Annotated in this window: 17 protein-coding genes; 4 read left to right on the forward strand and 13 right to left on the reverse strand. The window is 42.2% G+C overall.

Annotated elements, in window-relative coordinates:
* Positions 1-18: 18 nt before the first annotated feature.
* From KQI66_RS01475 to KQI66_RS01515, 9 genes are all read right to left on the reverse strand, one after another.
* On the reverse strand, positions 19-273 hold the full coding sequence (locus KQI66_RS01475) for a response regulator (protein ID WP_216426928.1): 255 nt from the start codon (positions 271-273) through the stop codon (positions 19-21).
* 171 nt (positions 274-444) lie between these two features.
* Positions 445-978: a methylated-DNA--[protein]-cysteine S-methyltransferase gene (locus tag KQI66_RS01480; protein WP_216426929.1), complete on the reverse strand. Its 534-nt coding sequence runs from the start codon at positions 976-978 to the stop codon at positions 445-447.
* 10 nt (positions 979-988) lie between these two features.
* The gene (locus KQI66_RS01485; protein ID WP_216426930.1) at positions 989-1,510 is read right to left on the reverse strand and encodes a GNAT family N-acetyltransferase; all 522 of its coding nucleotides are present in this window, start codon (positions 1,508-1,510) and stop codon (positions 989-991) included.
* Between the two features lie 126 nt (positions 1,511-1,636).
* Positions 1,637-2,881 carry a threonine synthase gene (gene thrC, locus KQI66_RS01490; protein ID WP_216426931.1) on the reverse strand — a complete coding sequence of 415 codons (1,245 nt, stop codon included), beginning with the start codon at positions 2,879-2,881 and terminating at the stop codon, positions 1,637-1,639.
* A gap of 196 nt (positions 2,882-3,077) precedes the next feature.
* Positions 3,078-4,553, reverse strand: a complete 1,476-nt coding sequence (locus tag KQI66_RS01495; RefSeq protein WP_216426932.1) for a pyridoxal-5-phosphate-dependent protein subunit beta — start codon at positions 4,551-4,553, stop codon at positions 3,078-3,080.
* A gap of 480 nt (positions 4,554-5,033) precedes the next feature.
* On the reverse strand, positions 5,034-6,215 hold the full coding sequence (locus KQI66_RS01500; RefSeq protein WP_216426933.1) for an LL-diaminopimelate aminotransferase: 1,182 nt from the start codon (positions 6,213-6,215) through the stop codon (positions 5,034-5,036).
* Positions 6,199-7,044, reverse strand: a complete 846-nt coding sequence (gene dapF, locus KQI66_RS01505; protein WP_334300579.1) for a diaminopimelate epimerase — start codon at positions 7,042-7,044, stop codon at positions 6,199-6,201. The genes KQI66_RS01500 and dapF overlap by 17 nt, the downstream gene beginning before the upstream one ends.
* 43 nt (positions 7,045-7,087) lie before the next feature.
* Positions 7,088-8,686, reverse strand: a complete 1,599-nt coding sequence (locus KQI66_RS01510; protein WP_216426935.1) for a CTP synthase — start codon at positions 8,684-8,686, stop codon at positions 7,088-7,090.
* A 283-nt stretch (positions 8,687-8,969) separates the two neighbouring features.
* Positions 8,970-10,157, reverse strand: a complete 1,188-nt coding sequence (locus tag KQI66_RS01515; protein ID WP_216426936.1) for an ATP-binding protein — start codon at positions 10,155-10,157, stop codon at positions 8,970-8,972.
* Between the two features lie 353 nt (positions 10,158-10,510).
* On the opposite strand from KQI66_RS01515, the gene KQI66_RS01520 reads away from it, so the two are divergent.
* The 4 genes from KQI66_RS01520 to KQI66_RS01535 all read left to right on the forward strand — a co-directional run bounded on the left by KQI66_RS01520 (position 10,511) and on the right by KQI66_RS01535 (position 21,059).
* Positions 10,511-12,595, forward strand: a complete 2,085-nt coding sequence (locus KQI66_RS01520) for a glutamine synthetase III family protein (protein WP_253287614.1) — start codon at positions 10,511-10,513, stop codon at positions 12,593-12,595.
* A 530-nt stretch (positions 12,596-13,125) separates the two neighbouring features.
* A complete protein-coding gene (locus KQI66_RS01525) occupies positions 13,126-14,847 on the forward strand; it encodes an ammonium transporter (RefSeq protein WP_216426938.1) in 1,722 nt (573 codons plus the stop codon).
* Positions 14,848-15,007: 160 nt separating this feature from the next.
* Positions 15,008-19,555 (forward strand): glutamate synthase large subunit, encoded by a 4,548-nt coding sequence (gltB, locus tag KQI66_RS01530; RefSeq protein ID WP_253287615.1) that lies wholly within the window; start codon positions 15,008-15,010, stop codon positions 19,553-19,555.
* Between the two features lie 13 nt (positions 19,556-19,568).
* On the forward strand, positions 19,569-21,059 hold the full coding sequence (locus KQI66_RS01535; protein ID WP_216426939.1) for a glutamate synthase subunit beta: 1,491 nt from the start codon (positions 19,569-19,571) through the stop codon (positions 21,057-21,059).
* 218 nt (positions 21,060-21,277) lie between these two features.
* On the opposite strand, the gene metA is transcribed toward KQI66_RS01535, so the two are convergent.
* The 4 genes from metA to KQI66_RS01555 form a co-directional block, all read right to left on the reverse strand.
* Positions 21,278-22,192 carry a homoserine O-acetyltransferase MetA gene (metA, locus tag KQI66_RS01540; protein ID WP_216426940.1) on the reverse strand — a complete coding sequence of 305 codons (915 nt, stop codon included), beginning with the start codon at positions 22,190-22,192 and terminating at the stop codon, positions 21,278-21,280.
* A 274-nt stretch (positions 22,193-22,466) separates the two neighbouring features.
* Positions 22,467-23,426 (reverse strand): hypothetical protein, encoded by a 960-nt coding sequence (locus tag KQI66_RS01545; protein WP_216426941.1) that lies wholly within the window; start codon positions 23,424-23,426, stop codon positions 22,467-22,469.
* A complete protein-coding gene (locus tag KQI66_RS01550; RefSeq protein WP_216426942.1) occupies positions 23,419-23,910 on the reverse strand; it encodes an RNA polymerase sigma factor in 492 nt (163 codons plus the stop codon). The genes KQI66_RS01545 and KQI66_RS01550 overlap by 8 nt, the downstream gene beginning before the upstream one ends.
* Before the next feature lie 121 nt (positions 23,911-24,031).
* The gene (locus KQI66_RS01555; protein WP_216426943.1) at positions 24,032-24,850 is read right to left on the reverse strand and encodes a C39 family peptidase; all 819 of its coding nucleotides are present in this window, start codon (positions 24,848-24,850) and stop codon (positions 24,032-24,034) included.
* Positions 24,851-24,862 lie beyond the last annotated feature (12 nt).

Genomic DNA, 24,862 nt, shown 5'->3' on the forward strand with positions numbered 1-24,862 from the left:
CCTTAAGGTTTTAAGGTCTTAACCTTTCACTTTTTCTTTTGGCAGATATTTTTTCAGCACACCGCTCAGCACAACAAAATCAATCGGCTTGACTATGTAATCGTCCATGCCTGCCTCAAGCAATTTTTCTTTAACTCCGGCAATCGCGTCTGCCGTCAATGCTATAATCGGTATATGCTTTCCTTCGCCTTCGTTTTCACGTATTGCCTTGGTTGCATCTTCTCCGTTCATAACCGGCATATGTCTGTCCATCTGTTTGTCTTCTCTCTGCATTGCTTATTTCCCCAAAATTTACTGTTTTTATACATATTAAAATTAAAAGCCATTATAACTTGTATTAATACTAATTACATGTACTGTCCGAAATATTTTTAAGCTGATGTGAAAAATTTTATATATATTTCTTATTTATAATATATTTATTTAATGCCGTCTAAAAATAAATTACAGCGCAGTACCCTTCTTAGGCACAAAAACTCCCGACATATCTGTCTTTTCCAATTCAAGCAGTTTTTTCTTTTTTTCTATTCCGCCGGCATAACCCGTAAGGCTTCCGTTTGTTCCGACAACTCTGTGGCATGGTATTATAAGTGAAATCGAATTATGTCCGACCGCACCGCCAACAGCCTGTGCGGACATTTTCGCCTTTCCGCTGTCCTTGGCTATTTTCTCGGCTATCTCGCCGTAGGTCATTGTTTTTCCGTAAGGAATTGTCAGCAGTATTTTCCATATCTTTTTTCTGAACTCGGTTGTTTTCATGGAAAGTGGCGGTGTAAAATCCGGCTCTTTTCCGCTGAAATAAATATCCAGCCATTTATCCGTAATGTCGAATATTTCAAGTCTTTTCTCCTCATGCTCCTCCGAAAGATTAGCCTCGAAATATTTCTGACCGTCAAACCAAAGTCCCGTTAAAGCCTCTCCGTCGGACGCAATAGTAATCCCTCCGAGCGGCGACATATAATGATGAATGTATTCCATAAAAAACACCTCATATAAAATTCAGCTCATATAAACTAAGAATCGGTGCTCCTTCGTCTGCAAGGCCCAAATCCTTTGTTCCGGCAAATGTAAAGCCCTTGCTTTCATAAAGCTTTATTGCCGGATAGTTGTCCGGAATGACGTCAAGCCTGACAGCCTTGTAGCCGTCTTTTCTGGATTTTTCGATACAATAATCAACCATAAATTTGCCTATGCCCTTATGCTTTGTTCTGAAATCGACGGCAAGCGTATGTATAAGGCTATATTCGCCTTCGTTCAATTCTTTTTTCCATTCGCCGACCAAGTAATTTCCTCTGGGAATATCATTAAGTATAAATGCACCTATCACATTTCCGTTTTCAATGCAGGCATACTGTGTACCGCTTTCTGTTGCCGTTTTAACGGTTTCACGACAGGGATATTTCTTTGACCATTTCGGATAATTTATCGTTTTTTCAAGATTGTCCACAACAATGCCGTAAAAGTCCGAAACGGCGTCAATGTGATTCATGTTACATTTTATTATTTCCATTTTATCCTCCGAAATATAGAAAAATTTATTTAATTATATATCCTTATACCTTTTAACACAAGGCAATGCTTTAATAAATACAAAACGGCACAGCCGTTTAAGCTGTGCCGATATATCTTTATGTTCTTATTTAAGATTAAAGCCTTTGCTCTTGAAAGCGTTAAGAAGATCGTCCATTTTAGGCGGAATTGATATAGGCTCTCCGGCGGCTTTTATCGCATTGTTTACGTCCTTAAGACCGTTACCGGATATAATTCCGACAACAGTTGCATCGGCAGGAATAAGGTTAAGCTGTCTTGCCTTCTTTATTCCGGCAGCTCCCGTCACACCGGCAGGCTCGCCGAAAAGACCGCAGGTACGGCCCAAAAGACGCATAGCTCCGAGTATTTCCTCATCTGTTACGTTTACAACAATGCCGTTGGATTCTCTTATTGCGTTCATTGCCTTATCGGGATTTCTGGGAACACCGACTGCTATTGAATCGGCGATAGTGTTTTCCTCCATAGGCTGAAGCGGTGAGTTTGACTCAATGGCTCTGTTTATAGGGCAACAGCCGGCCGCCTGAACACTGATAAGTCTTGGAAGTCTGTCTATAATGCCTGTTTCGTAAAGGTCTTTAAAGCCCTTCCAAACGCCGGCGATTGTACAGCCGTCGCCTACGGAAACAGCAACATAGTCCGGCATTTTAAAACCGAGCTGTTCGGCTATTTCGAGAGAAACGGTCTTTTTGCCTTCCACAAGATACGGGTTGATTGCCGCATTTCTGTTGTACCAGCCCCAACGGTCGATAGCCTCTGCGGAAATCATAAATGTATCTTCATATGAACCCTGAACGGAGATTACGTTTGCACCGAAAATCATAAGCTGTGCAACCTTGCCCTTAGGTGCTCTCGAGGGAACGAAAATATATGTTTTAAAGCCTGCGGCAGCGGCATTGCCGGCAAGAGATGATGCCGCATTGCCTGTTGATGAGCAGGCAATAGTATCTGCCTTTGCCTCATATGCCTTGGCAACAGCCATTGCGGAGGCTCTGTCCTTAAGGCTTGCGGTAGGATTGATTCCATCGTCCTTTATCCAAAGTCTGCCGATGTCGAGCATTTCGGCAAGCTTTTTAACCTCATAAAACGGTGAATAGCCTACTCTTAAAGGTGTATTCTTTGTATCCTCCTCAACGGGAAGAAATTCTCTGTATCGCCACATTGAGTAGTCACGGCTTTCGGAAAGTGATTTTGCCGTAACTCTTGATGCAATATATTTATAATCGTATTTTATATCAAGCAGACCGCCGCAGTGAGGGCAGACTGTTATGTTCGGTGTAGGCTCTATCTCTGCACCGCACTTGATACATACAGCGGATATTACATTACGCAAGTAAATTCCTCCAATACAATAAGTCGTATTTTTTCTTATTCCGCAAAACTGCATTCATAAGAATGCAGTTTAATAAAGTTTCGGTCAAGCATTTTATTGACCGCACAAGACAGTGCGGTTGCCGTAGGCAACTTTCGCTTGCGAAAGTCATGACCAGAAAGGCTTGTAGGGTTTGGGGCAAAGCCCCAATATTTTATTACATATTCTTCAGCACGCCTGTTGCATCGTTGAACGCATTGATAAGCTCGTCAAGATCCTTCGCCTGGCCATGAACGCCCTTCCATGTCTTTTCGGGGTTATACCAGAGATCGTTAAGCTCCTCAACTGTCTTGCCCTGCTGTTCAACCCATGTATAGTATTTAAGGTTGTGGATTCTCTTACGTCCTACATATGTAAGCTCTTCCATGTTATCTGTGCGGAGTCCGAGCATATGAAGGTTATGGTCAACTGCTGCGGCTGTCATTGAGTAAGGGCCGTTTTCCTCTTCAAGTTCTTTGATTCTTGAGCCGTACATATCAATAGAGTCTGTAAGCACAGTTGCTATAACATCATGCTCTGTCATTTCATAATATTTAGCCATCTTTATTGCACAAAGCACGTTTGCTGTACCGGAAATTCCGAGATAGCCGAGCTGGTCAACAATTTCGGGAGCAACATGAGCCTCTTTTACGAGATACTCTCTTCCGGCAGGATCGTTGAAAAGACGGATAAGTCTCTGGCTGTCCTCATCATCAATGTCGATAACCATATCTGTATTCTTAACGTCATGAATCCAAGGAATATGCTTGTCACCGATACCTTCTATTCTATGTCCGCCAAAGCCGTTGTTAAGTATTGTAGGGCACTGGAGAGCCTCACCAACCGCAAGCTTCATTTCGGGATATACTTCCTTAAGATAATCTCCGCAGCCGATTGTACCTGCCGAACCTGATGTGAAGCAAGCTCCCGCAAGACGGTCGCCGTCACGTTTGATTGCCTCAAATGTATCGGCAATGGCACTGCCTGTTACCTGATAATGCCAGAGATGGTTGCCCATTTCTTCAAACTGGTTGAATATCATAACATCGTCACGAGTTGTTTTAAGCTCCCAAGTCTTATCGAATATTTCCTTAACATTTGATTCACAGCCGGGTGTAGCGATAACCTCGCCTGCAATCTTTGAAAGCCACTCGAAACGTTCACGGCTCATTTCAGCGGGAAGGATAGCTATTGAATCACAAGCAAGAAGCTTTGAGTTGAAAGCACCGCCACGGCAATAGTTGCCTGTTGAAGGCCAGACAGCCTTATGGCGTGTTGCGTCGAACTGGCCTGTTACAAGTCTGGGAGCAAGGCAGCCGAAAGATGCGCCTACCTTATGGCAGCCTGTCGGGAACCATTTTCCAATAAGGCATACGATTCTTGCATCAACGCCTGTAAGCTCTTTGGGAAGCTCGATATAGTTTGTGCCGCCGAAAAGACCGCCCTTTGCCTTAGGCTCGTTTTTCCATGTAATTCTGAAAAGGTTGAGAGGATCAACATCCCAAAGACCTACGTTAAGAAGCTTATCCTTAATTTTATCGGGGATAGTTTCGGGATGCTTCATCTGCTCGTATGTAGGGATTACGATATTGTTCTCTTTTGCTTTTTTGATGTTACGTTCCAGATTTTCCTTGTTTATTGTTAAATCAATCATAACTCAGCCTCCTGTGTGGTATTTTCTCTTTTTTACCTTAACTATAATATAGCACAGCAAATTATTTTTGTAAATAGCTGAAAAATTTTTAGGTATATTTTTTGAGCACAAAAAATCGGCTCCAAACCAATATGTTCAAAGCCGATTTCTGCTAAATACAAGACCTAAGGGCTCTGCCCTTAAACCCGCCACCCTTTAAAAAGCGTGGACGTAAATTTTGACAACCTATTTCTGCGAAATAGGTTTATGGATAAATTAAAAGCAAACTTCCCAACTTGAACACACCTAAAGTATAAAAACCGTTAAAAATCGAGCAGCATTCCTGCGAGATTTAGGTTTTCAGTAACTCGTGCGTGTCCGGAAAAGAGGGAGCACGAGGGAGGACAGGCGGACTTCGCAATTCTAAGCGCGTCCTCCCTCGCAAAAACCCCCTTGTGACTTGTAAAGCCGCAAATTATTTCGTAAAAATTCCGATAGGAATTAAAGTATCGTTTTAAGTCTTTCGATTGCCTCGATTGTTGCCTCTCTGCTGCCGAATGATGTAAGTCTGAAATATCCTTCGCCTTCATCGCCGAAGCCTGCTCCGGGAGTACCTACAACCTGAACCTTTTCAAGAAGCATATCGAAGAAATCCCATGATTTCATATTATTGGGGCATTTTAACCAGATATAAGGTGAGCAAACGCCGCCGGAGAACCAAACGCCCTTTTCCTTTAAAAGCTCGCCGATAAGCTTGCCGTTACTCATATAATAATCAATGTTTGCCATTGCTTCCTTAACACCTTCGGGTGAAAGAGCTGCCTCTGCCGCTCTCTGGATAACATAGGGAACACCGTTGAACTTTGTTGCCTGACGTCTTGCCCACATCTTCTGTACGGATTTTCCGTTTACCTCAAGCTCCTTGGGGAAAACTGTCCATGAGCATCTTGTACCTGTGAAGCCTGCCATCTTTGAGAAGCTGCAAATTTCGATAACACATTCTCTTGCACCTTCAACAGCATATATCGAATGAGGATAATCTCCTTTTATAAATGCCTCATAAGCAGAGTCGAATATAATAAGTGAGCCGCTCTTCTTTGCAAATGCAATCCATTCGCCGAGCTGTTCCTTATTATATGTTGCACCTGTCGGATTGTTAGGTGAGCAGATATAAATTACATAAGGCTTAACCTCAAGTCCGTTCGGCATAGGAAGGAATCCGTTTTCCTGGTTTCCTGAAATAAGTTCAATCTTTCTTCCGCTCATTATATTGCTGTCCATATATACGGGATATACGGGATCGGGAATAAGAATTGTATTATCTCCGAGAATATCTACGATATTTCCGCAGTCGCTCTTTGCACCGTCGCTTACGAAAATTTCGTCTGCGGCAACATCAACGCCGTTTGACGCATAATATTTGGAAATTGCCTCTCTGAGGAAATCGTAGCCGTATTCGGGCGGATAACCTCTGAATGTTTCTTTTACTCCCATTTCGTCAACAGCCTTGTGCATTGCATCAATAACTGTTTTTGTAAGCGGAAGTGTGCAATCGCCGATACCAAGACGGATAATCTTTGCTTCGGGGTGCTCTGCACTGTATTTATTTACTCTTTTTGCGATTTCCGAAAAAAGGTAGCTTTCCTTTACATTATCAAAGTTATCATTAAGCTTTATATTCATATTCAAACACTCCTTCATATGCCGTTTCCGCTTTTCCTGTCATAAATACCGTACCGTCTTCGCAGTATCTTATAATAAGGTCGCCGCCGATAAGATGAACGGTAACATCGGTATCCTTTTTGCATATACCGTTAAGGCAGGCAGCAACAACGGTTGCACATGTGCCTGTTCCGCAGGCGAAGGTTTCTCCGCTGCCTCTTTCCCATACTCTCATCTGGAGTGTTTTGTCGTCAATCACCTTAACAAATTCGGTATTTACTCTTTCGGGGAAAATGCTGAGGTTTTCAAAATCGGGGCCGATTTTTTCAAGGTCAAGGCTGTCCACATCATCAACAAAGCATACGGCATGCGGATTTCCCATTGAAACGGCTGTAAGCTTATATTCCTTGCCGTTTACCATGACGGGCTTGTTAATCATTATATCGTCCGAAATTACGGGAATTTCCTTAGGCTCAAGTATTGCCTTGCCCATATCCACGCAGATTGTGTCTGCCTTTCCGTTAACTATATTAAGCTTAAGCTTTTTAATTCCGCTGAGTGTTTCAACAGTGATGTCTGTTTTGTTTACAATACCCTTATCATAAAGATATTTGCCGACACAGCGTATGCCGTTTCCGCACATTTTTCCTTCACTGCCGTCTGCGTTGAACATTCTCATCTTTGCGTCCGCAACGTCCGAATGGCATATCATTATAAGTCCGTCCGAACCGACAGAGAAATGTCTGGGTGAAACGGCAATAGAAATTTCGCCGGGATTTTCAAGCTCTTTTTCCATGCAGTTTACATACACATAATCGTTACCAATACCGTGCATTTTAGTAAAATTAATTTTCATTATGCAACCCCCGTTCTGTCAAAAAATTTTGTCTTTATTATTTATTAAGTGCTGCCTTAACAAGTCCTACGAACAACGCATGGGCTCTGTTGGGACGGCTCTTAAATTCGGGATGATACTGTACACCGACATAGAAATCGTTTTCGGGAACCTCAACTGTTTCAACAATTCTGCCATCGGGTGATGTTCCGCTTATAACAAGTCCTTTGTCAATCATAAGCTGACGGAAATCGTTATTGAATTCATAACGATGACGGTGTCTTTCGCTTATAAGCTCACTGCCGTAGCATTCATACATCTTTGTGCCCTTTGCAACCTTACAAGGGTATGCACCGAGACGCATTGTGCCGCCTTTTGCGATTTCGTTATTCTGGTCCGGCATAAAGTCGATTACCTTATACTTGTTATCCTCATCAAATTCGCCTGAGTTTGCGTTTTCAAGGCCGCATACATATCTTGCAAATTCGATTACGGCAATCTGCATACCAAGGCAGATACCGAGCATGGGAACATTGTTTGTACGGCAGTAATGTGCTGTCGCAATCTTTCCTTCGATACCTCTGTTGCCGAAGCCGCCGGGAATAACAATACCGGAACACTTGCTGAGAATATCGGCTACGTTTCTGTCATTGATTGTTTCGGAATCAATCCATTCTATTTCAACATATGCTCCGTTTTCATATCCTGCATGTCTTAAAGCCTCTGCAACCGAAAGATATGCGTCATGGAGCTGTACATACTTACCTACGATACCGATTCTTACTTCTCTTGCTCTTGATTTAATTCTGCCGACCATGTTTATCCATTCCGTAAGTTCGGGCTTAGGAGCGTTTATACCAAGCTCACGGCAGACAATACTTGAGAAGTTGTTCTTTTCAAGCATAAGAGGTGCTTCGTAAAGAACGGGAATTGTTATGTTTTCGATAACACAATCGGGCTTTACGTTACAGAACATAGCTATTTTTCTGAATATTGATTCTTCGATAGGCTCATCGCAACGGAGAACGATTATGTTGGGATTGATACCCATTCCCTGAAGCTCCTTAACCGAATGCTGTGTAGGCTTTGACTTATGCTCCTCAGAACCTCTGATATAAGGCACAAGAGTAACATGAATATAAAGAGAGTTTTCTCTGCCTACCTCGATACCGACCTGTCTGATTGCCTCTAAGAAAGGCTGGCTTTCAATATCACCTGTTGTTCCGCCGATTTCGGTGATAACAACATCTGCATCTGTTTTCTGGGCAACACCATATATAAATTCTTTGATTTCGTTTGTTATATGAGGAATAACCTGAACTGTTTCGCCAAGATATTCTCCTCTTCTTTCCTTGTTAAGAACATTCCAGTAAACCTTACCTGTTGTGAGGTTTGAATATTTATTAAGGTCTTCATCAATAAATCTTTCGTAATGTCCGAGGTCGAGGTCAGTTTCAGCACCGTCCTCCGTTACATAAACCTCACCATGCTGATAAGGGCTCATTGTACCCGGGTCAACATTGATATAGGGATCGAGCTTCTGTGCCGCAACCTTAAGTCCTCTTGCCTTAAGAAGTCTTCCGAGAGAAGCAGCTGTAATGCCTTTGCCAAGTCCCGAAACAACACCGCCGGTAACAAAAATAAATTTTGTTGTCATAATGTTTTTCCTCCACAAAATCCACACTGTTATATATTAATTATTATTTAGTACAATATTTAAAAAATATCCACAGGCATAAATTTTAAAAGCCTGTTTCACAAACGAAGGGCACTCATCCCGTATGAGTTTTAACCTATATAGGATGAACGCCCTCTTTTTCAATACTCTAAAATAGATTAACACTACAACCGAATGCTGTCAATACAGATTGCGACAAATTGATACAAAATTTTTTGGACCATGTTTGTACAGCCAACCTACTTTGCCGAAAAATAAAATATCAACTGCATTCATTACACCATTGCTGATATTCGTCCAATCTTTCAATAAATCCTGAAAATTCCGGAACAGTAAAATCCAATTCTTTATATTTTACAGAATATATAATTCCTTTATTAATCAGCTGTGCTCTTGATGTTGAAATTGAATTAACACTCTTATGAAGATTTTTTGCAATGTTGGAAATTGCACACGGCAATTCACCGCATTTAACCATAGCAAAAATAAATTTTTTGTCACTTTCGGCACATCTTTCATATCTTGATTTAAAAAATCCCGTATCCAGTAATTTAAAAAATGTATCAACATTATTGTCTACATCTTCTCCGGATATTAGATTGCCTTTTTTCTGTGCATATACAATCTGGCATAATTGCTGAATAAAAAACGGATAGCCCTTCGTTATTGATATTATTTTATTTATTGCCTCTTCCGTATACGAGGTTTTAAATTTTTTTGCAGGCTCGGTAACAGCTTTTTTAGACTGTTCAAAATTCAGCGAACCAATTACCTTATATAAAAATAATCTTTCCGAATATGACTTTGCATCCGAAAGCATTTTATATATCTTCGGCAAACCTGCACCTATAATCATTACAGGATAACCAAGCTGGTTTGCGCGGTGCAATGCAGCTATTAAAGCACTTAATTCATTTTGCTTCATATACTGTATTTCATCAATAAAAAAACAAATCGGTATTTCCGTTTTATAGGCAACCTCTCCGATTGTCGTAAATACCTCTGTCAGGCTTTGTGTAAGGTTATTTGAGGTATACAGCTCCCTTTCCTGCAAAGAAAGAGAAAAAGTATTATCATTGGGATTAAATGAAAGAACCAAAGACTTAATCGCATCTAACGGTTTTTGAATTAAGTACTTAAACTTCTCTTTTGTGCTTATCTTTCTTAAAAATGCCTGTGAACATTCCGCTATCTGAGATATAAAATCATTTCTTTCTTCTATTTCGATATGCTTGCAGAATATTTCTTTTTCTTCCGCACTTTCCTGCAATTTATTTATAAGAACCGTTTTTCCTACGCCTCTCAATCCGCTGAATATAACGGACTGAATTGGCACATTCATTTTTAAAGCGTCAAACATCTCGTTTACACTTTCAATATCTTCATCTCTGCCGGCAATATACATCGGCATAAGTCCTGCTCCGGGACGATAAGGATTTATTTTAAACATTAAATCACCTCTGATTATATTATACCATTTTTTCCGCTTATATCAATCATCTTACGCATATTACCGCAAAATAAATCCTATAAGTACCTATAACTTCTTAGTAAAACATAAAGCTCATAAAAAGAAAAATATGCGCATTTCAGCAATCTGTCCATATTGTAAACACACCTGTTTTTAGAATTTTGAAATTTTTTAAAACTTTTTTAATAAAAATGATTGACAATACTTAATTTAGGTGATAAACTAACCTCAGTTTTGAGTTATAGCAAAGGCGCTATGGATAATATCCGTAGTGCCTTTATTTTTTGCTCATTATCAAATATATGAATAATAATAGAAAAGGAGCGACGCTTATGGGTATGACAGAATTATTTGGATCAATGGTATTCAATGACAAAGTTATGGAGGCAAGACTTCCCAAGGAAACATACAAGGCAATGCAGAAAACAATCAAGGACGGCCTTCCTCTTGATATAGGGGTAGCAAACGTAGTAGCCAATGCCATGAAGGACTGGGCAATAGAAAAAGGTGCAACACATTTCACACACTGGTTTCAGCCTATGACAGGTATCACTGCTGAAAAGCACGACAGCTTCATCTCACCCAAGGGTGACGGAGTCATCATGGAGTTCTCAGGCAAGGAGCTTGTTAAAGGCGAGCCCGATGCTTCTTCTTTCCCCTCAGGCGGATTAAGAGCAACATTCGAGGCAAGAGGCTATACAGCATGGGACCCCACATCATATGCTTTCATTAAAGGAAACACACTTTGTATTCCCACAGCTTTCTGCTCATACAGCGGCGAAGCTCTTGACAAAAAAACACCTCTTCTTCGTTCAATGGAATATATTAATAAGGAAGCAATGCGAATCCTTAAGCTTTTCGGAAACGAAGATGTAACATCGATTAAGACAACAGTAGGTCCCGAACAGGAATATTTCCTTGTTCCCAAAGAACTCTACGATCAGAGAAAAGACCTTATTTATACAGGCAGAACACTTTTCGGAGCAAAGGCTCCCAAGGGACAGGAGCTTGATGACCACTACTTCGGTACAATCAAGGACAGAGTTGCAGCTTACATGGCAGACCTCAACGAAGAGCTTTGGAAGCTCGGCGTTCTCGCAAAGACAGAGCATAACGAGGTTGCTCCCGCACAGCACGAGCTTGCTCCTATCTTCTCAACAACAAACATCGCAACAGACCACAACCAGCTTACAATGGAAATCATGCAGAAGGTTGCAAAGAAACATGACCTTGTTTGCCTTCTCCATGAAAAACCTTTTGACGGCGTAAACGGTTCAGGTAAACATAACAACTGGTCACTTTCAACAAACACAGGAGTAAACCTTCTTGAGCCCGGTGCAACACCTTACGAAAACGCACAGTTCTTACTTTTCCTCTGTGCAATCATCAAGGGTGTTGACGAATATCAGGATCTTCTCAGAGTTTCTGTTGCAACAGCCGGAAACGACCACAGACTCGGTGCTAACGAAGCACCTCCGGCAATCGTTTCTGTATTTCTCGGTGACGAGCTTTACGAAATTCTCGAATCAATCAAAAACGGTACTCTTTACAACGGCAAGGAAGCAGAAAAGCTTGAAATCGGCGTAGACATTCTTCCTCCTTTCCCTAAGGACAACACAGACCGTAACAGAACTTCACCCTTCGCTTTCACAGGAAACAAGTTTGAATTCCGTATGGTTGGTTCAACACTTTCAATCTCAGGCCCTAACTTCATTCTTAACACAGTATTCGGTAAGGAATTCCAGTTATTTGCCGACGAGCTTGAAAAAGCAACAGACTTCAAGAAGGCTCTTCACGACATCATTGTTAAGACAATTACAGAGCATGAAAGAATCCTCTTCAACGGCAACGGCTATGACGATTCATGGATTGAAGAAGCAGAAAAGAGAGGCTTACTTAACCTTAAGACAACACCTGACTGCCTCCCCTACTTCATCAAAGAGAAAAACATCAAGCTCTTTACAGAGGCTCATGTTCTTACAGAAACAGAAATCTTCTCACGTTATGAGATCATTCTTGAAAGCTACTGCAAGGTAATCGGTATCGAAGCAAACACAATGCTTGACATGGCTAAGAAGGACATTCTTCCTGCCGTATCGGCTTACTCAAAGGAGCTTGCAGACACAGCTATTGCAAAGCATTCACTCATCAAGGATTGTGCTTGCAGCTACGAAGAAGAAATCGTAAAAGAAATTTCAGAGCTTACTTCAGAGCTTTACAAGGCTGTTAAAGCACTTGAGGACGCAGTTGACAAAGCAACAGAATCTGACGTATTAAAACTTGCTTTATACTACAAGGACGTTATTATTCCCGCTATGGACGCAGTAAGAACACCTGCCGACAAGCTTGAGCTTATTACAGCTAAGAAATACTGGCCTTTCCCTACATACGGCGATCTCTTATTCGGCGTAAGATAATCAAAAAACAAAGCTTATTCTTTCGGGAGCGGATGACTGTCGGGACTCCGCTTCCGATGCTAAAGAAATATCAAGACCTTAAGGGCTCTGCCCTTAAACCCGACACCCTTTAAAAAGGGTGTACCTAAACTTTGATTAACTACATTCTGACGAATGTAGTTAGGGAAAAATTAAAATTAATTCTCCCAACTTGAACACACCTAAAGTATAAAAACCGTTAAAAATCGAGCAGTATTCCTGCGAGATTTAGGTTTTTCAGTAACTCGTGCGTGTCCGGAAAGGAGGGAGCACGAGGGAGGACAGCGTTGGTCATGACTTTTGCAAACAAAAGCAACTCCGTTGCCGCACCGTCTTGTGCGGTCAGTATTCGCAATTCTAAGCGCGTCCTCCCTCGCAAAACAACCCTGCGACTTGTAAAGCCGCAAATTAATTTTGTAGAATTGCGATTGGCAATAAAGTATGCATAATTTTAAAACGCAATTATCACATAATTTATGACATAATTTTTTTGACAGAAAGAAGGAATGACAATGGATTTTACAGAATTATTCTCAGACGTAAACACCATGTGGGTGCTCATCGGAGCAGCACTGGTATTCTTTATGCAGGCCGGCTTTGCAATGGTCGAAACAGGCTTCACAAGAGCTAAAAACGCCGGCAACATAATTATGAAAAACCTCATGGACTTCAGTATCGGTACTCCACTCTTCTGGATTGTCGGCTTCGGCATTATGTTCGGCTCGGCAAGCAACTTCTTCGGAGGAATCGATTTATTTACAAGAGGCGATTATTCGGCAATACTTCCCGAAGGTGTTACATTCTTCTCATATTTCATCTTCCAGACAGTTTTCTGTGCAACAGCAGCTACAATCGTTTCCGGTTCAATGGCTGAAAGAACAAAATTCAGTGCTTACTGCTGTTATTCAGCTATCATAAGCCTTATCATCTATCCCGTAAGCGGTCACTGGATCTGGGGCGGCGGCTGGCTTTCACAGCTCGGTTTCCACGATTTTGCCGGTTCAACAGCAGTTCATATGCTCGGCGGCGTTTGTGCCTTCATCGGTGCTAAAATGCTTGGTCCCCGTATCGGTAAATACGACAAAAAAGGCAACTCAAAAGCTATTCCCGGACATTCAATTACTCTCGGCGCACTCGGTTGCTTCATTCTCTGGTTCTGCTGGTTCGGTTTCAACGGCGGTTCAACAGTATCAATGACAAACGGCTCAGCCGCTCTTGCCGGAAAAGTATTCTTCAACACAAACCTCGCTGCTGCGACAGCTACGGTAACAGTAATGATTTTAACATGGTGCCTTTACAAAAAACCCGATGTTTCCATGACTCTTAACGGTTCACTCGCCGGTCTTGTTGCTATCACAGCAGGCTGCGACGTTGTAAATCCTTGGGCAGCAGCTATCATCGGTATCATTGCAGGTCTTGCAGTTGTAGGTGCTATCGAATTTATCGACAAAAAGCTCAAAATTGATGACCCCGTAGGTGCATGCGGTGTTCATCTTGTAAACGGTGCTTTAGGTACAATATTAACAGGTGTCTTCTGCTCTAACGCTTCTCTCGAAGCAATGGGCATGACAAGAATCCAGTTCTTCGGCGTACAGCTTCTCGGTGTTGTTTCAACAATCATCTGGGGTGCAATCGCAATAACAATCACATTCACAATCATTAAGAAAACAATCGGTCTTCGTGTTACACCCGAAGAAGAAATTCAGGGACTTGACCTTCCCGAACATGGTCTTGTATCTGCATATGCAGACTTCATGCCTGCTATTCCTCAGATTGATGCAGACAGCGATTATACTCCCGTTCTCGGCGATGTTCCCGTTGACGAGGCTATTCCGGTTCAGCTTAAAACAGACAAGAAGGTTTATGCTCCCGGCGATGTAAAGATGACTAAGGTTGAAATGCTTATCAAGCAGGAAAGATTTGAAGCTCTTAAGAACGCATTAATGGCAATCGGTATCACAGGTATGACAGTAACTCATGTTCAGGGCTGCGGTGCTCAGAAAGGCAAACCCGAATATTATCGTGGTGTTATGCAGGAGGTTACTCTCCTTCCTAAGGTACAGGTTGAGGTTGTTATCTGCAAGGTACCTGTTAAAACAGTTATTGATACAGCTAAGAAGGTTCTTTACACAGGACACATCGGCGACGGTAAGATTTTCGTATACGATGTAGAGAATGTAATTAAGGTTCGTACAGGCGAGGAAGGCTTCGATGCCCTTCAGGACGTTGAATAAAGCGAATCTTGTAAACTACAAGCCTTAAACACTTGAAACAAAAAGCGTAGGATAATAAGTCAAAGAAATAAGCAAAAGGTGCACCTAATTAAATAGTCTGAATGACTTATCGTGTACCTTTTGCAATTTTCTATATTCAGTAAGTTAGGGGTTGCAATTTATGAAAGAAAATATGAATAATGAAAAAATAAATAAGGGATTATACGAAACACAATTCGAACACGACAACTGCGGTATCGGCGCTGTCGTAAACATCAAAGGAAAGCAGTCGCACAAAATCGTTGACGACGCACTCAAAATAGTAGAAAAGCTTGAACATCGTGCCGGTAAGGACGCTAAAGGCGAAACAGGCGACGGTGTCGGCATAATGCTCCAGATTTCACATGACTTCTTCAAGAAGGCTGCCGCTGAACTCGGCATAAAATTAAACGGAGAACGTGACTATGGTATAGGTATGTTCTTCTTCCCTCAGGACACTCTCAAACGCAATCAGGCAAAGAAGATGTTCGAGGTTATTACAGAAAAGGAAGGCCTTAAATTTTTAGGCTGGCGTACTGTTCCCGTTAATCCGGGCATTCTCGGACAGAAGGCAAAGGACTGTATGCCCTACATAATGCAGGCAATAATTGAAAGACCGGAAGAAATAGCAAAAGGTCTTGATTTCGATAGAAAGCTTTACGTTATAAGACGAGTATTTGAACAGAGCAACGACAACACATATGTTGTTTCCCTTTCAAGCCGTACTATCGTCTACAAAGGAATGTTCCTTGTTGACCAGCTCCGTAAATTCTATCCGGATTTACAGGACAAGGATTACAAATCTGCAATCGCAATGGTTCATTCAAGATTTTCAACAAACACAAATCCCAGCTGGGAAAGAGCACATCCCAACAGATTTATACTTCACAACGGCGAAATCAACACTATCCGAGGCAATGTAGACCGTATGCTTGCCCGTGAGGAAACAATGTTCTCAAAGTGCATGGAAGATGACATGGACAAAATACTTCCCGTTGTAAACGTAAACGGTTCGGACTCCGCTATGCTCGACAATACAATAGAATTCTTTGTTATGAACGGCATGGAACTTCCTCTTGCCATGATGATAACAATTCCCGAGCCTTGGAGAAACGACAAGAATATAACAAGAGAAAAACGTGACCTTTACAGATATTATGCAACAATGATGGAGCCTTGGGACGGCCCTGCATCTATACTCTTCTCCGACGGTGATGTCGTAGGTGCTGTTCTCGACAGAAACGGTCTTCGTCCTTCGAGATACTACATCACAGAGGACGACTATCTTGTACTCTCCTCCGAGGTCGGCGTACTCGATTTTGCTCCCGAAAACATCAAGAAAAAATCTCGTCTTGAGCCGGGCAAAATGCTTCTCGTTGACACAAAGAAGGGCGAGGTTATTTCCGACACAGACCTTAAGGAAAAATATGCTGTAAGCAAGCCCTACGGTGAATGGCTCGACCAGTATCTTGTTCACTTAAGAGATCTCCCTATTCCCAACAAAAAGGTTGACGTACATAGTCAGGAAATAAGAGATAAGCTTTATAAAGCCTTCGGTTATACATACGAAGACGTTAAAACAGCAATTCTTCCCATGGCTGCCAACGGCATTGAGCCGACTGCCGCAATGGGTATTGATATTCCGCTTGCCGTTTTATCAGACAAGCATCAGCCTTTATTCAACTATTTCAAGCAGATATTCGCACAGGTAACAAATCCGCCTATCGACGCTATCCGTGAGGAAATAGTTACAAACACAACAGTATATCTCGGTTCGGACGGCAACCTTCTTGAGGAGAAGCCCGATAACTGCCGTATGCTCCAGATACACAACCCTATACTTACAAGTGTAGACCTTCTTAAAATCAAGAATATGAATATTCCCGGCTTTAAGGTTGCAACGGTTTCACTTCTTTATTACAAAAACACACCTCTTGAGCGTGCAATCGACCATCTTTATGTAAACGTAGACAGAGCTTACAAAAACGGTGTAAACATAATCATTCTTTCGGACAGAGGCGTAGACGAAAACCATGTGGCTATCCCTTCTCTCCTTGCTGTATCGGCTGTTGAGCAGTATCTTATCAAAACAAAGAAAAGAACTGCCGTATCAATCGTTCTCGAAAGTGCAGAGCCCAGAGATGTCCACCACTTTGCTACCCTTCTCGGCTATGGTGCAAGAGCAATCAATCCTTACCTTGCACACGAATGTATCGGCGAATTAATCGACATGGGCATGCTCGACAAGGATTACCATGTTGCCGTTGATGATTACAACGACGCTATACTTCACGGCATAGTTAAGATTGCATCAAAAATGGGTATCTCGACAATCCAGTCATACCAGTCGGCACAGATTTTCGAGGCTATCGGTATCAAACAGGACGTTATCGACAAATACTTTACAAACACAGTAAGCCGTGTAGGCGGTATCGGTCTTGAGGAAATTGACGAAGGTGTTGAATGGCGTCATTCACACGCATTCGATCCTCTCGGACTCGGCGTAGATACAACACTCGATTCCAACGGTGCTCATAAGCTCCGCAGCGGTTCGGACAAGGACGACCATCTTTACAGTCCCCAGATTATCGTTGCTTTACAGCAGGCAACACACACAGGCGATTACAAGAAATTCAAAGAATATACTGCAATGGTTGATGATGAAACAAAGCCTCATACATTAAGAGGTGTTCTTGAATTCAACTATGATCCCGAAAAGAGCATTCCCATCGAAGAGGTTGAGCCTGCATCGGAAATCGTTAAGAGATTTAAAACAGGTGCTATGAGCTACGGCTCAATTTCACAGGAAGCACACGAATGTATGGCAAAGGCCATGAACACAATCGGCGGAAAATCAAACTCCGGCGAAGGCGGCGAGCTTCCCGAAAGACTTCATTCGGAATATTGCAGTGCAATCAAGCAGGTTGCATCGGGACGTTTCGGCGTTACAAGCGAATACCTTGTAAGTGCAAAAGAAATACAGATTAAAATGGCACAGGGTGCTAAACCCGGCGAAGGCGGACATCTTCCCGGAAAGAAGGTTTATCCCTGGATTGCCAAAACAAGATATTCAACACCCGGAGTTTCGCTTATCTCTCCTCCTCCTCATCACGATATTTATTCAATCGAGGACCTTGCACAGCTTATATACGACCTTAAGAACGCAAACCGTGACGCTCGTATATCGGTTAAGCTTGTTTCGGAGGCAGGCGTAGGAACAATCGCAGCCGGTGTTGCAAAAGCAGGTGCACAGGTAATACTTATCTCCGGCTATGACGGCGGTACAGGTGCGGCACCGAAGAGCTCAATACACAACGCAGGACTCCCTTGGGAGCTTGGTCTTTCGGAAACACATCAGACTCTCATACAGAACGGACTTCGTTCAAGAGTTGTTATAGAAACAGACGGAAAGCTTATGAGCGGCCGTGACGTTGCAATCGCTTGTATGCTTGGTGCAGAGGAATTCGGCTTTGCCACAGCTCCCCTTGTAACAATGGGCTGTGTAATGATGCGTGTATGTAATCTTGATACCTGTCCCGTTGGTATTGCAACACAGAATCCCGAACTCAGAAAGAGATTCAAAGGCAAACCGGAATATGTAATCAACTTTATGATGTTTATTGCCGAAGAGCTTCGTGAAATAATGGCTAAATGCGGTGTTCGTACCGTTGACGAGCTTGTTGGCCATTCGGAATTTCTTCGTGTCCGTGACAAACAGATAACAGAAAGAGCATCAAAAATAGATATGAGCCGTATACTTTACAATCCTCATACAGCAAGCGAAGAGGAAACACATTTCAATCCCGAAAACGTATACGACTTCAAGCTTGAAGATACAATCGACGAAAAAATCCTGCTCAAAAAGCTCGGTTCTGCTCTTAAAAACCATAAGAAACAGAAAATCGAAATCAATGTCAGCAGTACAGACCGTACTCTCGGAACAATATTCGGTTCAGAGATTACAAAGCTTTACGCCAACTCGCTTGAGGACGATATGTTCACAATCAAGTGTAACGGCGGCGGTGGCCAGAGCTTCGGTGCTTTCATTCCCAAAGGACTTACAATGGAGCTTGAAGGCGACAGCAACGACTACTTCGGCAAAGGTCTTTCCGGCGGTAAGCTTATCGTCTACCCTACTAAGGGAAGCAAGTTCAAACCGGAGGAAAATATCATAATCGGCAACGTAGCCCTTTACGGAGCAACAAGCGGAAAAGCATTTATCAACGGTGTTGCCGGCGAGCGTTTCTGCGTAAGAAATTCCGGTGCAACCGCTGTTGTTGAAGGTGTCGGCGACCACGGCTGCGAATACATGACAGGCGGTACGGTGCTTATTCTCGGCGGAACAGGCAAAAACTTTGCCGCAGGTATGTCCGGCGGTATCGCATATGTTCTCGATGAAAAGCACGACCTTTACCTCCGTGTAAACAAGGAGCTTGTAAACATCGAAACAGTTACCGAAAAGCACGACATCAACGAAATAAAGACATTACTCACCGAGCACGAAGAGGCAACAGGCTCTCCTCTTGCTAAACGTATTCTTGAGAACTTCGACAGCTACACAGACAAATTCAAGAAGATTATGCCTATTGATTACAACCATATGCTCCAGTCAATTTCACAGATGGAGGAAAAAGGCATGTCAAGAGAACAGGCTGAAATCGAAGCATTCTACATGAATACAAGCAGATAAGGAGGTACTGATTATGGGAAAACCGACAGGATTTTTAGATTACGAAAGAGAACTTAACCCTTCGACATCACCGAAGGAAAGAATAAAGAATTTTAACGAATTTCACAAAATGATTTCACATGAGGAAAGAAAGCTTCAGGGTGCAAGATGTATGAACTGCGGAGTACCCTTCTGCCAGTCGGGCATGATGCTCAACGGCATGGCAACAGGCTGTCCTCTTCACAACCTCATTCCCGAATGGAATGACGAAATATTCAAAGGCAACTGGGAGCATGCTCTCGCAAGACTCAGAAAAACAAACGACTTTCCGGAATTTACAGGTCGTGTATGCCCTGCCCTTTGCGAAGCGGCTTGCACCTGCGGAATGAACGACACTCCCGTTACGGTTAAGGAAAACGAGCTTGCGCTTATCGAAAACGGCTTTGAAAACGGTCTTGTTGTACCTCGCATTCCCGAGGTGCGTTCAGACAAGCAGATTGCGGTTATCGGTTCAGGTCCTTCGGGACTTGCCGTTGCCGACCGACTTAACCAGAGAGGCCATAATGTTACCGTATACGAAAAGCATGACCGTATCGGCGGACTTCTTATGTACGGCATACCTAATATGAAGCTTGAAAAGAGCATTGTTGACAGACGAATAAACCTTATGAAAGAGGAAGGAATAAAATTCGTTACCAATGCAGACATAGGAAACAATGTTTCCGCAGAGGAAATTCTCGAAGCATACGATGCCGTAGTGCTCTGCTGCGGTGCCGGAAATCCCCGTGATCTGGCACTTGAAGGACGTTCAACAATAAACGGTATCTATTTTGCCGTAGACTTCCTCACAATGAACACAAAGAGCCTTCTCGACTCAAATTTCAAGGACGGAAAATATGTAAATGCCAAAGGCAAAAACGTTGTTATCGTCGGCGGCGGTGACACAGGAAACGACTGTACCGGAACAGTCATAAGACATGGCTGTAAATCCGTAACACAGATAGAAATGATGCCTAAGCTTCCCGACAAGCGTTCGGAAAGCAATCCTTGGCCGCAGTGGCCGAGAGTCTGCAAAACAGACTACGGTCAGGAAGAAGCAATCGCCGTATTCGGACACGATCCGAGAGTTTACGAAACAACCGTAAAAGAGCTTATTGCAGATGACAAGGGCAACCTTAAGGCAGTCAAAACAGTTAAGCTTAAACAGGAGAAAAATCCCGAAACAGGTGCAATGGCAATGAAGGAAATCCCCGGCAGTGAACAGATACTCGACGCCGATATTCTTATCATTGCGGCTGGCTTCCTCGGTTCTCAGAAATATGTTGCCGATGCCTTCGGTGTTGAGCTTAATCCGAGAACAAATGTAAAAACAGCGGCAGGCAGCTATAAAACAAATGTAGATAAAGTATTTACAGCCGGAGATATGCACAGAGGTCAGTCCCTTGTTGTATGGGGAATTGCCGAAGGCAGAGAGGCCGCAAAGGAAATCGACAGCTATCTTATGGGATATACAAACATGGTTTAATCCACTTCAGCCCCTAATTTATTTATTTATTCATATATTTCAGTATTGCCGTAAGGCAGTACAACAGGGAGCAAACAACAATGTCTGCTCCCTGCAACCCTAAAATTAAAGCCGGCATATTAAATTCGATATGCCGGCTTTAAACTGTATATAAAGTTATTTTGTAAAGCGGAAGGTATTATGAAATGATAGTCATGACAAGATTTCGACTTATTTTTTTATTTAATATCCTCCAAGCTGTACGGTGTTTCCTGATAAACGTGGTTAATCCAGTTAATATAAATCAAGCTCGCCTGGCTTCTCCAGAGATTTACAGGCTTCTTTGTCGGATCATTGTCGGGATAATAGTTTGCCGGAATTTCCGGATTGATTCCTGCCTCAAGATCCCTTACATACTCGTTATTGAGCGTTTCCGAGTCATATTCCGGGTGTCCCATAATAAATATCTGTCTGTCGTTTTTGCTTTTTACAAAGAAAACACCGGCCTCATCCGAGGACGCAAGTATTTCAAGCTCCGGAATTTTTTCAATATCTTCACGCAGAACCGTTGTGTTTCTTGAATGAGGAATATAGAACATATCCGCCATGCCTCTTAAATAATCGCTCATATCGTCCTCTCTTTTATGGAGATACACACCTGAAAGCTTTTTATCGAGCTGAACCTTATTTATTCCGTAGTGATAATAAAGTCCTGCCTGTGCGCCCCAGCATACATGAACGGTATTCGTTACATGTGTCTTGCTCCATTCCATTATCTCGCAAACTTCATCCCAGTATTCAACCTCTTCAAAGGGCATATTTTCCACAGGTGCACCTGTTATAAGCAGACCGTCGAAATTCTGGTTCTTAATATCATCAAAGGTTTTATAGAACGCAAGCATATGCTCGGCAGAAGTGTTCTTGGAAACGTGCGTATGAGTGTGTATAAGCTCAATTTCAATCTGAATCGGTGTATTGCTCAAAAGACGGCAAAACTGTGTTTCTGTGGCTATTTTGGTCGGCATAAGGTTGAGCAGAAGTATTCTGAGCGGACGTATATCCTGTGTTGTTGCTCTGCCTTCCGTCATAAAGAATATATTTTCTTTTTTGAGCGTTTCCGCAGCAGGAAGTGTATTAGGTATTTTTATTGGCATTTCGATTCCTCCGATACAATAAAATAAAAAGGCAGTACCAATACGGCACTGCCAAAAATCCTTAAATATAATAAGCGAGCATATAAATATGATTTCATTCCAAATCCGCAATAAGCAGACAGCAGTACTGTATAATATTATTTATTAATATATACATCTGCACATTCGGAATTCTCTCATGTTTATACTTCTCCCTTCGTTACAATAAACTGAAATAGATAATACACGTTTATTTCCTATCTGTCAAGTAGTTTGAACACATTTTGTTTTTTGTTTACTGCATATTGCCTATTTCGGCGTACACACCGTAGTCATAAGGCGTAACATTATCGTTATAATCAAGAACATTTCCTGTGTAATACATATTTCCGTTGTCATCATAGTCAACCTCAAGTTTTCCTGTTTTAAGGCTAAGATTTTCTGTTTTTTCCGAGCCGTCATCAAACCTTACCGTTATTTCAAGCTCTGCTCCGTCAAAATAATCCGTTGTTTTATGCCATGAAACTTGCAAATCATCGTCATCATTCTGAAGCTGTTCATATGTTGCTCCGTCAATCCAGAATCCGAATAAATCATCAGCATTATAATCTGCCTCTGCATCTTTTCCGAGCACCCAGCACGCATCTGCCGTCCAGTTTTTCTTATCAGCCGATGAAAGCATTACTGTATCAGAGCCGTCTATAACAATATTTCCGTCCGGAGAATCCTTCAGCATATCGTTCATCTGCTCTTCCGTATAATAATATTCTCTTTGGCGATAAATACCGCCCTTGTTCACCTTCATACTTACACTCTTGATATTCTCTCCCGTTACCTTGAAAAGACTTCCGGAGAAAAAACCCCAGTCAGCTCCTCCTTCTCCGTCACCGGAACTGAATATAATTCTGCTGTTCTTAGGTTCGGTTATTTCACCTGTTTCTGCGGCATAAGCAACAATGCCAAAGCTATTGTTATTGTTGCCAACTTCATTTGTATTTACTGTGTTATGGTTAAGTATTCCGTTTCCGGCAGCAACAACACATACAAAAGCCGCAGCGGCGGCAGCAAATCTTTTAAGCTTACTGTGTTTCGGTTTGCGTGCCTTATTTATACTTACGATACTTTCAGTACTTTCATTTTTATTGTTTTTATCGTTTTCCTCAAGCTGTCTTGCGGCAAGCATTGTTTTTTCCTTAAGTCCTTCGGGCATTTTTATATTTTCCTGCATTTTTCTGTATTCATTATTTTTATTCATAGCAATCCTCCTCAAGCATTGTTTTAAGCTCCTTGCGGCCTCTGTGAAGCCATGTTCTGACTGTTGATGGCTGACAATCCATTACTTCGGCTATCTCCTCTGTGGAATAGCCTTCGGCATAAAAAAGATGTACGGCAGTCCGCTGATTGTCCGGCAGACTGTTCACCGCCAACCAAAGCTCACTGTAATCCTGCGGTATATTTTGGCTGAGCTCCCGGCAATCGTCTATATTTTCCGTCTGCCGTCTGTTTACCGCCCTGTGGAAATCGTTGCACCGCTGAATCGTAATCCTTAACAGCCATGCCTTTAAATGTTCATTGTCGTTAAAATCCGTATTGCTTTTAAACAGCCGCAGAAAAACCTCCTGAAATACGTCCTCTGCATCTGCCTCACTGCCGAGTCTGCACAATGCCAGTCGGTAAACCGAATCACCGAATCGGTCAATGGAGGCTGACAGAAATTCTTCACTTTTGTATGTATTCAATATCTATCTTCTCCTTTCACTTATAACACGCCTGTGATACGGTTTTTGTTTCAAAATAAAAAATAATTATACAAAAAACAGATGTCGCAAAAACGACATCTGTTTATAAACAAATTCAAAATTACTCTTTCGGTGAAGGAACAACGAAAAGATAATCGTTTCCACCCTCATCCTCTGTAAATGCGTTATACATTGTAAAGTTATAAATAAGTCTTTCTGCCGGATAAATGCCGTAGCCATCCTGGTTATGGTCTGTTGTATCGTATGAATCAGCAACAATGATTACGTCGTCCTGTGTTGTTTCCGTACCCATATCATCATAGCCAATCATTGTCTGCCAATGTCCGCCCCAGTCATTCCAAGCAAAAAGTATTGGTTTGCCTTCCGCAAGCCAGCCTTTTATATCATCAAAGGTTATTCCATCGGGATAATCATATGTAGTAATAAGATCAAATCCACCGACACCTTCAAATATATCAATTTCCTGATCAAGGGTAGTTCCCGGATAATCTCCGTAAACCTCGGAATCAAGCTTATGTCTTAATGCCGCAAGACTTTCTTCGTTCCAGTCGCCAAGTTTACCATACCAGTTAAGAGCCATAAGAGCCGCAGTTACACCACATGACCATTCGCTCGTCTGCTGTTGTGTTTTATAATTATGGAGTATTGTAAGTGTATCAGTTGACTCCATATTATAAAAATCAGGGTGAGCAAAATAAGGGGAATCCTCATGGTCGCCAAGCCTTTCAATGCTGTCTGCACCGTCCTCCTCTGACAGATCCAACGCATAGGGAATTTTCATTTCATCAGAAAAGTTCTCCTTTGACTCCGTTGTTTCTGTAGCAGCAGAGTTGCTATTTGTGCCGTTATTTGATGCACAACCGGATAGCATTCCGATAGCAAGCATTGCGGCAAGTGTAAGTGTTACTGTTTTTTTCATTTATCTATCTCC

It is taken from the genome of Anaerotignum sp. MSJ-24 (assembly GCF_018918145.1).
In the GTDB taxonomy this organism is placed as follows: domain Bacteria; phylum Bacillota; class Clostridia; order Lachnospirales; family Anaerotignaceae; genus Metalachnospira.